Genomic DNA, 12660 nt, shown 5'->3' on the forward strand with positions numbered 1-12660 from the left:
CTCTGCGTCGTCCGGGGGAGCGCCTCCAGGCTAGTGAGGCCCTCCGACACCGGCGGCGCAGCGGACACCTCCCGTTCACCGGGAGGTGCACAATAGGGCGTCGGTCGAGCAGAGGAGATGGTCGTGAAGCTGCCCCGCGTCCCCGCGACGATCCTGGGTCTGGGCTCGCGCACCCGCGCCGCCGCCGAGGACACCGCTCCCATCCAGCGTCTGCGCCCGGACGACGAGCCGGCCCGCACCAGCACGGTCGACAACGCGATCTACCAGGACGGCCGCCGGGTCGTCTCTCCCGGCAGCATCCCGGAGGCGCTCGCCGCCTTGCAGAAGCTGCCCGACGCGATGGCGTGGATCGGGCTGTACCGGCCGAACGCGGCCGAGCTCGCCGCGCTCGAGGACGAGTTCTCGATGCACCCGCTCGCCCTCGAGGACGCGATCAGCGCGCACCAGAGGCCCAAGCTCGAGCGGTACGGCAGCGACATGTTCGTGGTGCTGCGCGCCGCCAGCTACTCCGACCAGCGCGAGGAGGTCGACTTCGGCGAGCTCCACCTGTTCGTGGGGTCGAACTTCGTCGTCACGGTCCGCCACTCCGAGAAGCCCGACCTCTCGCTGGTGCGGCGGCGGATGGAGGCCGATCCGGAGCTGCTGCGCGTCGGCCCGGTCGCCGTGCTGTACGCGATCCTCGACGCCGTCGTGGATCAGTACTCGCCCGTCGTCGCCGGTCTCGAGAACGACATCGACGAGATCGAGGCGCAGGTCTTCGAGGGCGACCCGGCGGTGTCCCGCCGCATCTACGAGCTCAGCCAGGAGGTGCTGGACTTCCAGCGTGCGGTCGCTCCGCTGACCGGCATGCTCGGGCGGCTCGTCACCGACTTCGAGGTGTTCCAGTCGGATGTGGAGCTGCGCCGCTACATCCGCGACGTCGCCGACCACGTCGCGCTCGTCACCGAGCGGGTCGACGGCTTCCGCACCACGCTGCGGGAGATCCTGGCGGTGAACGCGACCCTCGTCGCCCAGCGCCAGAACGAGGACATGAAGAAGCTCGCGGAGGTGGGCAACCAGCAGAACGACGAGGTCAAGCGGATCTCCGCCTGGGCGGCCATCTTCTTCGCGCCGACCATGATCTCGAGCATCTACGGCATGAACTTCGACGTGATGCCCGAGCTGCACGTGGCGTGGGGGTACCCGGCGGCGCTCGCGGCGATGCTCGCCTCGAGCGTGGTGCTGCACCGGCTCTTCAAGCGGTGGGGCTGGCTCTGAGCCCGCGTCCCGCGACGTGTCAACACCGTGACGGTCCCGGAGGCTCCGCGTAGCGTCGCTCGCGGGCCGTCCGGCCCCTGAGCGGAGGGACTCCCGATGACTCCGGAGGACACGACCACGACGGCCCCGCGGCCCCGCTCCCTCTGGCGGGCGGGCGCGGCTCCGATCCCCTCCGACGAGTTCGTCCCGGGCGCGCACTACGACGACGTCGTGGTCGGCGCCGGACTCACCGGGCTGGTCACCGCGCTCCTCCTGCAGCGGACCGGCCGGCGCGTGCTGGTGCTGGAGGCGCGGGAGGTCGGCGCGGTCACGACCGGGAACACGACGGCGAAGCTCAGCCTCCTGCAGGGAGCGCACCTCTCCCGGATCGCGGAGCGCAACATCCCCGCGGTGACCGAGGCCTACGTCGCGGCGAACCTCGCGGGCTTCCGCTGGCTGCTCGCCTACTGCGAGGGCGCGGGCGTGCCGGTGCAGAGGCGCACCGCCTACAGCTACGCGCAGACGCCCGAGGGCGTGGACGCCGTCCTGAAGGAGCACGCGACCGCGCGCCGCTTCGGCCTCGCGACCCGCCTCGTCGGCGAGCTCGACGTGCCGTTCCCCAGCACGGCGGCCGTGGCCCTCGACGACCAGGCCCAGTTCGACCCGATGGACGTCCTCACGGCGCTCGCCGCCGACTTCCGCGCCGCCGGGGGCACGCTGGTGCAGGGCGTCCGGGCCCTCGGGATGCGAGCGACCGCTCCCGTCCGGGTCCGCACCAGCGCGGGCCCGGTGACAGGGGACCGGGCCTACCTGCTCACGGGGGCGCCGATCCTCGACCGCGGCCTCTACTTCGCCAAGATCGCAGCGCTGCGCTCGTACGCGGTCGCGTTCCGCACCGACGCGCCGATCCCCGACGGCATGTACCTCTCGGTCGACGAGCCGTCCCGCTCGGTGCGCGACGCCGAGCGCGACGGCGAGCGGCTCCTCCTGATCGGCGGCAACGGCCACCCGGTGGGGCGCAGGCCCGTCACCTCGGAGGCGGTGGACGACCTGGTCGCCTGGACGCGGCGGTCCTTCCCAGGGGCGGAGCCGGTCGCGCAGTGGAGCGCCCAGGACTACGAGCCGTTCCACCGTGTGCCGTTCGTGGGCTGGCTGCCGCGGGGCCGCGGACGGATCTTCCTGGCGACCGGCTACGACAAGTGGGGGATGACCAACGCGGTGCAGGCCGCGATGACGCTCGTCGCCGACCTCGAGGGCAGGACGCCGGCCTGGGCGAGGACGCTGCACCGCCGGCCCACGCTGCCGCGGGTGATGGCGGAGGGGCTCGGCGCCGGGCTGGCGGTGGGCGCCTGGTACGCCCGCGGCTGGTCGGCAGCGCTCCGCGCGCCCCGCTCGGCCGGGGTGGTGCCGGCGGAGGGCCAGGGCTCGCTCGCCCGCGACGGCCTGCAGCCCGTCGCTGTCTCCACCGTGGAGGGGAGGCGCTGCGCGGTGTCGGCGGTGTGCCCGCACCTGGGCGGGATCGTCACCTGGAACGACTCGGAGCGCAGCTGGGACTGCCCGCTGCACGGCTCCCGCTTCGCAGCCGACGGGACGGTGCTGGAGGGGCCGGCGGTCGAGCCGCTCGCCCCGCTGGGCTAGGCCGGCCGCCGGCTCCGCGGAGCCGAGCCGACGGCCGGCCCCGCAGCGCAGGCGGCTCAGTCCTCGTCTGCTCCGGGCTCCGCGACCTCGTCGCCGTCCGCGCCCGAGGCGTCGCCGGTCGTGTGCAGATCGGTGTCGCCCGGGATGCTGAAGTCGCTCAGCGGGTCCAGGGGCTTCTTGTCGTCGGTGTCGTCGCTCATGCCTGCCACCCTACGAGCGTCCGGCGAGGCGCTGCACCGCGGCGACCGGGATCGACAGCCACTCCGGCCGGTTGCGCGCCTCGTAGATCGCCTCGTAGACGGCCTTGTCGAGCTCGAACGCGTCGAGCACCGCCCGGTGCGCGGTGACCGCGTCGCCCGCTTGCTCGGCGTAGCCCTCGAGGAACGCGGCACGGCTCGCCGCCGCCCACGCCGCCCTCGAGGCGCCCGGCTCGGCCTGCTCGTGCGCACCCGCCGCGTAGTCGAAGGAGCGCAGCATCCCCGCCACGTCGCGCAGCGCCACGTCGGGAAGACGGCGCTCGTGCATGGGCCGCAGCGGCTCGCCCTCGAAGTCGAGGAGCACCCAGCCGCGATCGGGCACGGACAGGACCTGCCCGAGGTGGTAGTCGCCGTGGATGCGCTGGAGCCTCGGCCACGGCGCGGTCTCGGCGGCGCGGAACACGGCCTCGATCGCCTCCGAGTCCTCGGCGATCACGGGGACCTCTGCCGAGGCGATGCGCAGGCGCCGGCGCATGGCCGCGACCATCCGGTCGACGACCTCGGACGTGGTGTCCTCGGTCGGCATGACCTCCGCCAGCGTCGCGTGCACCTCGGCGGTGGCGCGGCCCAGCTCGCGGGCGGGTCCGGTGAAGTCGGAGTCGGCGGCGACCGCCTCGAGGGCGACGCGCCACGCGTCCTGGACCCCGGGGAGGAACTCCTGCGCGAAGGCGAGGTGCCCGAAGGCGCGGCCCGTCTCCTCGCCCTCGTCGTCCCACTCGCCGGTCACGTTGCCGATCACGGGCGGGACGAGGGCGCTCCCGGCGGCGTTGAGCGCCGACTGCACCGTCACGTCCGGGTTGTCGCCGTGGTGGAGGGCGCGGAAGACCTTGACGATCACCGGGGTCGCGTCGGATCCGTCGTCAGCGGTGGTGCGGACGATCACCGAGGTGTTCGACTGCTCGCCGCTGAGCACCTTCGAGGACGCGAACGCCCCGATCGCGGCACCCGGCTGCCGGTGGCCCTCGGCGCGGGCGCCGCCCTGGGCGCCGTCCTCGTCGGAGCGGCCGCCGTCGGCGATCATGCCGAGCAGGGCGCGGGCGAACACCGGGTCCCGTGGAGCGTCGTACACGTAGTGCGAGTCGTCGGAGTAGACGAGGGCGTCCTCGAGCCCGGGCACCGGAGCCGCGTGGACGGTCACCGGCACCTGGTACAGCACCGGGCTCGTGCCTGCCCGGTCGATGAAGAGGTGGTCCACCACCTCCGCCTCGCCGGGGTGCAGCGACCAGGCGCCGCGGACCTCCAGCTCGGGGCGCCGCCCCTTGCTCGCGTACCACCTCTGGTCCGCCACCCATGCGGCGATGCGGTCGATCGACAGGCCTGCGCTCATGGTCTTCCCTCCGTCGGCACCCCGAACCCTACTGGCCGCGGACGACGGGCGGAGGGGCTTGCGGCGGGGCGCTCAGGCCAGCTCGAGCACGTCCAGCGTCCAGGCGTACTCGAACGCGATCTCGCGCCAGCGCTCGTAGCGTCCGCTCACTCCGCCGTGTCCCGCGGTCATCTCGGTGCGCAGCAGCGCGGGAGCGCCGACCTCGCGGAGCCTGGCCACCCACTTCGCCGGCTCCACGTACAGCACCCGGGTGTCGTTGAGGCTCGTCGTCGCGAGGATCCGGGGGTACTGCACGCCCTCGCGGACGTTCTCGTAGGGCGAGTACGACTTCATGTAGGCGTACACCTCGGCGTCGTGCAGCGGGTCGCCCCACTCGTCCCACTCGATCACCGTGAGCGGCAGCGACGGGTCGAGGATCGAGGTGAGCGCGTCGACGAACGGCACCTGCGCGAGGACGCCGGCGAACGCCTCCGGGGCGAGGTTCGAGACCGCGCCCATCAGCAGGCCGCCGGCCGACCCTCCCTGCGCGACCAGGCGGTCCGGAGTGGTGAAGCCCGCGTCGACCAGGTGCCGCGCCGCGGAGACGAAGTCGGTGAAGGTCGTCCGCTTCGCCAGCGTCTTCCCGTTCTCGTACCAGGAGCGGCCCATCTCCCCGCCGCCGCGGACGTGCGCGACGGCGAAGACGACGCCGCGGTCGAGCAGCGAGAGGCGCGCGATCGAGAAGCCCGGGTCGATGCTCGCCTCGTACGAGCCGTAGCCGTAGAGGAGGAGCGGCGCGGGGGCCGAGTCCGGATCGGCGGCGTCGCGGCGCCAGACGAGCGAGAGGGGCACCCGCGTGCCGTCCTCCGCCACGGCCCACTCCCTCCGCTGCACGTAGAGCGCGGGGTCGTAGTCGCCGAGCACCGGCTGCTGCTTGAGCACCGTGCGCTCGCCCGTCGCGACGTCGAGCGCGAGCACGGTCGAGGGGGTGACGAACGAGGTGTAGGCGAGGCGGAGGGAGGGCTGCTCCCACTCCGGGTTCCCCGCCAGGCCCGCGTCGTAGAGCGGCTCGTCGAAGACGATCTCCTCGAGGCGCGCTCCGGCGCCGTCCTCGCGGAGGAGCCCGAGCCGGGTGGCTCCGTCGGCCCGGTAGGAGACGACGACGTGCCCGGCGAAGGCGTCGACGCCCTCGATCCGGCGGCCCTCGCGGTGCGGCACCACCACGCGGCGCTCGCGGGCCCGGGCGTCGGCGTCGAGCGACAGGTCGGCCGGCTCCTCGACGATCTCGAAGTCGAGGGCGCCGTCGTTGTGCACGATCAGCAGGCGGTCGCGTCCGTCGACGACGGCGTGCTCGACCTCGTACTCCACGCCCTCGCGTCGCGGCCACACCGAGCGGAAGGAGCCGGTCGGGTCGGACGCGTCCAGCAGCAGGCACTCGCTCGTGATCTTGCTGCCGATCTCGATGACGAGGAAGCGGCGGCTGCGGGTGAGGCCCACGCCGATCCAGTAGCGCTCGTCGGGCTCGGCGAAGACGACCTCGTCCGGGGTCCCGGCGCCGACCTCGTGCCGCCAGATCGTGTCGGGGCGCCAGGACTCGTCGACGGTCGGGTAGAAGACGAAGCGCGGGTCCGCGCCGAAGGTCGCTCCGCCGCCGGTGCCCTCGATGACGTCCGGCAGGTCCTCGCCGGTCTCGAGGTCGCGGATGCGGAGGGTGTAGCGCTCGTCGCCCTCGACATCGGTGCCGAAGAGCAGCCGTCGGCCGTCGGCCGAGACGTCGAAGCTGCCGAGCGAGAAGAAGTCGTGCCCCTCCGCCTCCGCGTTGCCGTCCAGGACGACCTGCTCGCCCTCGAGCGGACCGCCCTCGGCGATCGACGGCGGCGTCCAGTCGTCCGGCCCGCTGATCGGCGCTCGGCAGTGCACGGCGTACTGGCGGCCCTCGTAGGAGCGCGAGAAGTACCACCAGGAGCCCTCCCGGACGGGGACCGAGAGGTCGGTCTCCTTCGTCCGCGAGCGGATCTCCTCGAACAGGCGCTCGCGCAGCGGAGCGAGAGGAGCCAGCACCGCCTCGGTGTACGCGTTCTCGGCCTCGAGGTGCGCGATCACCTCGGGGCTCTCCTTCTCGCGCAGCCACTCGTAGTGGTCGACCACCACGTCGCCGTGGTGGCGGCGCTCGAGGGGGACGCGGCGGGCGACGGGCGGAACGGGCGCGGTCATCGCTCCAGCCTAGGGCGAGGGCGCCCCTGGCCGCCCCGGGGTGCCGCAGCGGCGCCGGGCGTGATCACAATGGAGCATGGCCAGCGGTGCGGAGAACGAGTCGGCGACGTCCCGGGCGGGCGGTGCGCGGAGAGTGCAGACCGAGGTCGAGCGCAAGTACGACGTCGACGCGGGCACCCGGCTGCCCGACCTGACCGGCACCGGGAGCGTCGCGAGCGTCCGCACCGAGGAGCCGGTGACCCTCCGCGCCGAGTACTTCGACACCGCCGAGCGCGCTCTGTCCCGGGCGCGGATCACGCTGCGCCGCCGCGAGGGCGGATCCGACCAGGGCTGGCACGTCAAGCTGCCCGGCTCCTCCGGCCGCACCGAGATCCACGCGGAGCTCACGGCCTCGCGCACGGTCCCGTCCGCCGTCCGCGAGCCGGTGCTCGGGCAGGTGGGGCGCGCGCCGCTCGAGCCGCTGGCGCTGCTCGAGACGGTCCGCTCGATCACCCGCGCCCTCGACTCCCACGGGCGGGAGCTCGCCGAGCTCGCCGACGACCTGGTGACCGCGCGCGACCAGCGCACCGGCCGCGAGCGGCGCTGGAGGGAGTGGGAGGTCGAGCTCGTCGACGTCCCTGGGGACGAGGGCGAGCGGGTCCTCGACGCGATCGAGCAGCGCCTCCTCGCCGCGGGCGCCCGCCCGGCCGCCAGCGCCTCCAAGCTCGCCCGGGCCACCGGCGGCCCGATCGAGGAGGCGGTCCCGGATCCGCGGAACGGCGGGGAGGCGGCGCTCGCCGCGGTCCGCTCGCTCCTGCGCGAGCTGCGCGCCGTCGACCCGCGGGTGCGCCTCGAGGCCGACGACGCCCTGCACCGGATGCGCGTGCTCGCGCGCCGGCTCCGGTCCGTCCTCGCCGCCTCCCGCTCCGTGCTCGACCGTGCGGCGACCGACCCCGTGCGGGACGAGCTGCGCTGGCTGGGAGGGGTCCTCGGCGCGGCCCGCGACCAGGAGGTGCTCGCCGAGCGGTTCCGCACCTCCCTGGCGGCCGTCGAGGGCGCCCCGAGCACCCCCACCGCCCTGCTGGAGGAGATCGAGCACCGGCACGCCTCGGCGCTGCGCCGCGTCGACCGCACTCTGCGCGGCGGCCGCTACCTCGCGCTCCTCGCCTCGCTCGACGCCCTGCTCGCGGATCCGCCCCGCACCGCGCGGGCGGGCTCGAGCGCGACGGCGCTGGTGCGCCGCTCCGTCGCGAAGGACCTCGCGCGCATCTCCGCGGCGGGCTCCGCGGCGGCCGGCGGCTCGCTCGAGGCTCGTCACGACCTGCGGAAGGCGGCGAAGCGGCTCCGCTACACCGTGGAGGCGTGGCGGGCGGTCGTCCCCGAGGCCGTCGGCGCCCGGCGCCGCTCGCTCGCCGAGGCGGGCGAGGACCTCGCCGACGCCCTGGGGGAGGAGCGCGACGCGCTCGCCGCCCGTGCGCTGATCCTGGAGGAGGCCGATCGCAGCGGGGAGGGAGCCTTCGCGCTGGGGGTCGTCGCCGCCGAGGAGCGGCACCGCGCCAGGCGGGCCGCGAAGGCCGCGGAGAAGGCGGGGGACCGTCTGGGGTCGCTCTCGCGCTGACCGTGCGGCCCCGCGGTCGCTGTCAAGCCGACGGCCCGGTCACACGGACGAAATCCACGGCGGATAATGTGAATCATGCCTTCCGTCCGTGCTCTTCCGTCACCGCTCCTGCGCCCGCGCCACTTCGACCGCGACGATGTCGTGGTCCATGCCGGCCTGTTCTCGCTGGTGAACTCGAGTACGACGCCCCGCGCGGCCTGGACCGAGGACCTGATCGCCATCGGCGAGGTCCTCGACGCCGCCGAATTCCCCTACCGCCTCATCCGCGGCACCGACGGCTCGCCCTTCCTCGCGGTGGACCGCGTGCTCGGCGCCGAGCTGGCCACGCTGCTGGCGCGTGCCTTCGCGACCGAGCCCTTCTACGCCAAGACGGTCGACAAGCGGGGCACCCCGCCCCAGCTCCTGGCCGAGGGCGTGCTCGCGCCGTACCCGCGCGCCTCCGTCTTCAAGCTCTTCCGCCCGCGCGTCTCCTCCACGGGATCGCTGCGCTACGGCGCCCGCAGCGGCGTCCGCCTCGAGCTGTGGAAGGTGGGCGAGGAGGAGATCATCACTCCCGCCGAGAACGCGCTCATGCGCAACAGCCTCCCCGTCGCCGAAGCCATCGACGCCCACGTCGAGGCGTACGGCCGCACCTGGCCGACGTTCGAGGGCATGTTCGAGCCGCTCGTCAGCGACATCCGCTTCGAGGTCGACATCGTCTTCTCGTGGGTCGACGGCACCGACCTGGAGTTCCAGCGCGCCCGTGCGGCCCGCATGGCGAGCTACGTGGTGGGCGAGGGCGACGACGCTCCGGCGCGCTTCCGCCAGATCGACGAGCTCAAGTACGCCCTGCGCAGCGTCTACATGTACGCGCCGTGGATCCGGCACATCTACATCGTCACCGACTCCCCGCGCCCGCGCTGGCTGGACGAGCACCCGGACGTCACCCTCGTGCGCAGCGAGGACCACTTCCGCGACCTCTCGGTGCTGCCGACGCACAACTCCCACGCGGTCGAGAGCCAGCTGCACCGCATCCCGGGGCTGGCGGAGCACTTCCTCTACTCCAACGACGACATGTTCTTCGGGCGCCCGGTCGACCCGTCGATCTTCTTCTCGCCCGGGGGCATCACGAAGTTCATCGAGGCGACGACGCGCATCGGCATGGGCGACTCCAACGCCTCCCGCAGCGGCTTCGAGAACGCGGCCCGCGTCAACCGGCGCCTGCTCCGCGAGCGCTTCGGCGCGATGACGACCCGTCACCTCGAGCACGCCGCCACGCCGCTCCGCAAGACCGTGATGGCCGAGCTCGAGGCCGAGTTCGAGCCGGAGTTCACCGCGACCGCCGCGAGCCGCTTCCGCTCCGCGAGCGACGTCTCCGTCACCAACTCGCTCTACCACTACTACGCGCTGATGACCGGCCGCGCGGTCGTGCAGGAGAACGCCTCGGTGAAGTACGTCGACACGACGATGCACCAGGGGCTGAAGGACATGCGCAAGCTCCTCAAGAACCGCGGAGTCGACTTCTTCTGCCTCAACGACGGCAGCTTCCCCGAGATCTCGGCGGAGGCGCGCACCAAGGCCGTCATCGGGTTCCTCGAGGAGTACTACCCGATCCCGGCTCCGTGGGAGCGCGAGGACTGACCGTGGGCTGGGCCGTCGGGGGAGCGGTGGCCGGGCTGCTGCTCGGCCTGGCGAGCTCGCTCGTGTTCCCGGGCATCGGAGTGGGAGCGGGCGTCGGCGTGGGCGTCGCGCTGGCCGCGGCGCTGGCGTTCGCCGGATGGCTGTTCGCGCGGGACCGTGCCGGCGGGCGCTGACACCGCCGGCCGTGTCCGAGGACGCGGTCGACGCGGCGCCCGGAGGCGTCGGGGCGACCCCGACGCCCCGTCGCGTCGCTACGCGCTGACGCCCACCCGCTCCACGAGCGGCGGGTAGAGCTCCTCGTCCCGGGCGACCGGGGCCGCCGTCGCCGCGGCGATCTCGACGCCGTGGTCCGCGAGGATCCGCTGCGTTTCGTTCGCCGAGACGTAGGACACCTCGGTCGAGGCGCCGATCGGCACCACCGAGTGCAGCACCGTGCCGTCGTAGACGTGGATCAGGTTGAACGCCTGGGCGCCGTTGCGGGCGCGGGTCGCTCCCACCGGCACGTTGAGGTCCTGGGTGTAGCAGGTGGCCGACGCGACCGAGACCGGGATGCCGGCGAACATCGCCGTCGACGAGTAGTGCAGGTGGCCCGCGATGATGCTGCGGACGTCGGAGCCCTCGAGCACCTCCGCGAGGGCGGGCTGGTCGCGCAGCTCCACGAGGACCGACAGGTCGAGCACGCTCGGCACCGGCGGGTGGTGCAGCGCGAGGATCGTACCGTGCGGGGCCGGGCTGGAGAGCTCCTCCGCCAGCCAGTCGAGCTGCGCGTCCGAGATCTCGCCGTAGTGGGCGCCGGGCACGGTGGAGTCCAGCGCGATGATCCGGAGCCCGTTGACGTCGTGCACGCGGTCGACCGGCTGCGTGGTCGGGAGCTGGTCGAGCAGCCCCGAGCGGAACGCGCCGCGGTCGTCGTGGTTGCCCATCACCCAGATCACCTCGGCGCCGAGGCGTGCGGCCGCGGGCTCGACGACGGCGCGCAGCTTCGCGTACGCCTCCGGTTCGCCCTTGTCGGCGAGATCACCCGTGATGACGATGGCCTCCGGACGTCCGCCGGACGCCTCCAGCTCGTCGAACAGGAGCCGCAGCTGGGCCTCGCTGTCGACGTCGGAGCCGTACAGGCCGCCGTCTCCGGCGATGAAGTGGGTGTCGCTCAGGTGAAGGATGAAGTGGTTGGGCCGGGGGTACTCGGCCTGGCGGAGGGACATGATCCTCGGGTTCCACGATCGGCGGGAGCCGGATCACGCGACCCGGCGTCGGCACTTGCGCACTGCTCCAGCGGAGGCGACCCCGCTGCGATCAGTCCATCATCGCGGGGTGAACTCCGGGCCAACACCGGTCGGCGCGTCATCGAACGGTTCTCCCAGGTTGCCGGTCGCTGCGCGGTCCTCCCGGACCCCGGAGGGCCGCCGCGATCAGAGCCGGGCGAGCAGCCGCGCGTAGAACTCGATGGCGCGCTCGAACTGGTCGGCCTCGACCGACTCGTCGACCCCGTGGATCCCGAGCTGCTGCCGCGGGCTGATCTCGAACGGGATGAAGCGGTAGACGTGGTCGCTGATGGCGTGGAAGTGCCGGGCGTCGCTGCCGCCGGTCTGCACGTAGGGGGCGACGACCGCGTCCGGGAACGACTCCTGGACGACCGCGCGGAGCAGGTCGTACGGCCCGCCGTCGCCGGGCTCGCCCGTGGGGGAGACGGGGGAGGGCTCGTGGGCGACCTTCACCTCGACCTCGACCTCCGGGTCGTCGATGACGGCGCGGATGCGCTCGACCACGCCCGCCACGGTGCCGCCCGGGTTGATCCGCACGTTCGCGGTGGCGCTGGCGCTGGAGGCGAGGACGTTCGCTCCGGTGCTGCCGCGCAGCTCGGTGATCGCGACCGTCGTCCGCAGCATCGCGGCCGAGCGGTTGGAGTGGGCGGCGAGCGCGCCGACGACGGCGTCCGGGTGCTCGTGCGGGCGGGCGTACCAGACGGCGTGGGCCGCGTCCGCGTGGTCGGCCGCCGCGCGCACCAGCTGGGCGATCGGCTCCGGGAGGGTCGAGGGGAACGGGTTCTCGGTCAGGCGGTGGATCGCCCTCGCGAGCCGCTGGGTGGCGAGCAGCCCGGGCGGGGGCGGCGGAGCGGAGGCGTGGCCGCCGACGTCGCGGCAGGTCAGCTCGAGGTTCATGATCCCGCGCTCGGTGACGCCGATCACGGCGATCGGGGTGGTGACGCCGGGCAGGATGCCGCGCCGCACGTTCCCGCCCTCGTCGAGCACGAGGCGCGGGCGGACCCCGCGCGCGCCGAGCAGGGCGACGACCGAGGGGGCGCCGTCGCCCGCCGTCTCCTCGTTGTGCGTGGAGAGGAGGTACACGTCGTGCCGGGGCCGCTCGCCCCGCAGGACGGCCGCCTCGACCGCCTCGAGGAGGGCGACGAGGGAGCCCTTGTCGTCGAGGGCGCCGCGCGCCACGACGGAGGTGCGGCCGTCCGCGGCGACGATCGTCTCGGCCGCGAACGGGTCGTGCGACCACTCCGCCGCCGTCACGCTGACCACGTCGTAGTGGGCCATCAGCACGGCCGGCTCGCCCGGCTCCTCACCGCGCCAGCGCCAGAGGAGGGAGTGGCCGGCGACGGTCTCGGACTCCAGCGCCGCGTGCAGCGCCGGGTAGAGCTCGGCGACGAGCTCCCGGAAGGCGTGGAAGCGGCTCCAGTCGGTCGCCGACTCGTCCGAGTGGGACACGGTGTCGACGCGCAGCAGGGCCTGGAAGCGCTCGAGCGCGGTCGTCGTCACCGGGCTAGCCTACGACGGCGGTGCCGG

General features: G+C 73.7%; 10 protein-coding genes. 5 read left to right on the forward strand and 5 right to left on the reverse strand.

The annotated features are described in order from the left end of the window. Positions 1-117: 117 nt before the first annotated feature. Both C5C25_RS02450 and C5C25_RS02455 read left to right on the forward strand, forming a co-directional pair. The gene (locus tag C5C25_RS02450; protein ID WP_104223070.1) at positions 118-1257 is read left to right on the forward strand and encodes a magnesium and cobalt transport protein CorA; all 1140 of its coding nucleotides are present in this window, start codon (positions 118-120) and stop codon (positions 1255-1257) included. A gap of 96 nt (positions 1258-1353) precedes the next feature. Continuing rightward, positions 1354-2874 (forward strand): FAD-dependent oxidoreductase, encoded by a 1521-nt coding sequence (locus tag C5C25_RS02455; protein WP_104249608.1) that lies wholly within the window; start codon positions 1354-1356, stop codon positions 2872-2874. Between the two features lie 56 nt (positions 2875-2930). Here the strand turns inward: C5C25_RS02455 and C5C25_RS16375 are convergent, their stop codons facing one another. From C5C25_RS16375 to C5C25_RS02465, 3 genes are all read right to left on the reverse strand, one after another. Next, a complete protein-coding gene (locus tag C5C25_RS16375) occupies positions 2931-3074 on the reverse strand; it encodes a hypothetical protein (protein ID WP_159914626.1) in 144 nt (47 codons plus the stop codon). Positions 3075-3084: 10 nt separating this feature from the next. Beyond that, positions 3085-4458 (reverse strand): phosphotransferase, encoded by a 1374-nt coding sequence (locus tag C5C25_RS02460; protein WP_104249609.1) that lies wholly within the window; start codon positions 4456-4458, stop codon positions 3085-3087. Positions 4459-4530: 72 nt separating this feature from the next. Continuing rightward, positions 4531-6651 carry a S9 family peptidase gene (locus tag C5C25_RS02465; protein ID WP_104249610.1) on the reverse strand — a complete coding sequence of 707 codons (2121 nt, stop codon included), beginning with the start codon at positions 6649-6651 and terminating at the stop codon, positions 4531-4533. A 76-nt stretch (positions 6652-6727) separates the two neighbouring features. Between C5C25_RS02465 and C5C25_RS02470 the strand changes: the two genes are divergently transcribed. The 3 genes from C5C25_RS02470 (at position 6728) to C5C25_RS16380 (ending at position 10041) form a co-directional block, all read left to right on the forward strand. Then, positions 6728-8248 carry a CYTH and CHAD domain-containing protein gene (locus C5C25_RS02470; protein ID WP_104249611.1) on the forward strand — a complete coding sequence of 507 codons (1521 nt, stop codon included), beginning with the start codon at positions 6728-6730 and terminating at the stop codon, positions 8246-8248. A 75-nt stretch (positions 8249-8323) separates the two neighbouring features. Continuing rightward, positions 8324-9868: a stealth family protein gene (locus C5C25_RS02475; protein ID WP_104233778.1), complete on the forward strand. Its 1545-nt coding sequence runs from the start codon at positions 8324-8326 to the stop codon at positions 9866-9868. Positions 9869-9870: 2 nt separating this feature from the next. Continuing rightward, entirely contained in the window at positions 9871-10041 is a 171-nt protein-coding gene (locus tag C5C25_RS16380; protein WP_159939285.1) for a hypothetical protein, read from the forward strand. 78 nt (positions 10042-10119) lie between these two features. On the opposite strand, the gene C5C25_RS02480 is transcribed toward C5C25_RS16380, so the two are convergent. Both C5C25_RS02480 and C5C25_RS02485 read right to left on the reverse strand, forming a co-directional pair. Further along, entirely contained in the window at positions 10120-11073 is a 954-nt protein-coding gene (locus C5C25_RS02480) for a phosphodiesterase (RefSeq protein ID WP_104249612.1), read from the reverse strand. A gap of 207 nt (positions 11074-11280) precedes the next feature. After that, positions 11281-12633 carry a M20/M25/M40 family metallo-hydrolase gene (locus C5C25_RS02485; protein ID WP_104249613.1) on the reverse strand — a complete coding sequence of 451 codons (1353 nt, stop codon included), beginning with the start codon at positions 12631-12633 and terminating at the stop codon, positions 11281-11283. Positions 12634-12660: the final 27 nt, after the last annotated feature.

This window comes from Rathayibacter sp. AY2B9 (assembly GCF_002931595.1).
Classification (GTDB): domain Bacteria; phylum Actinomycetota; class Actinomycetes; order Actinomycetales; family Microbacteriaceae; genus Rathayibacter.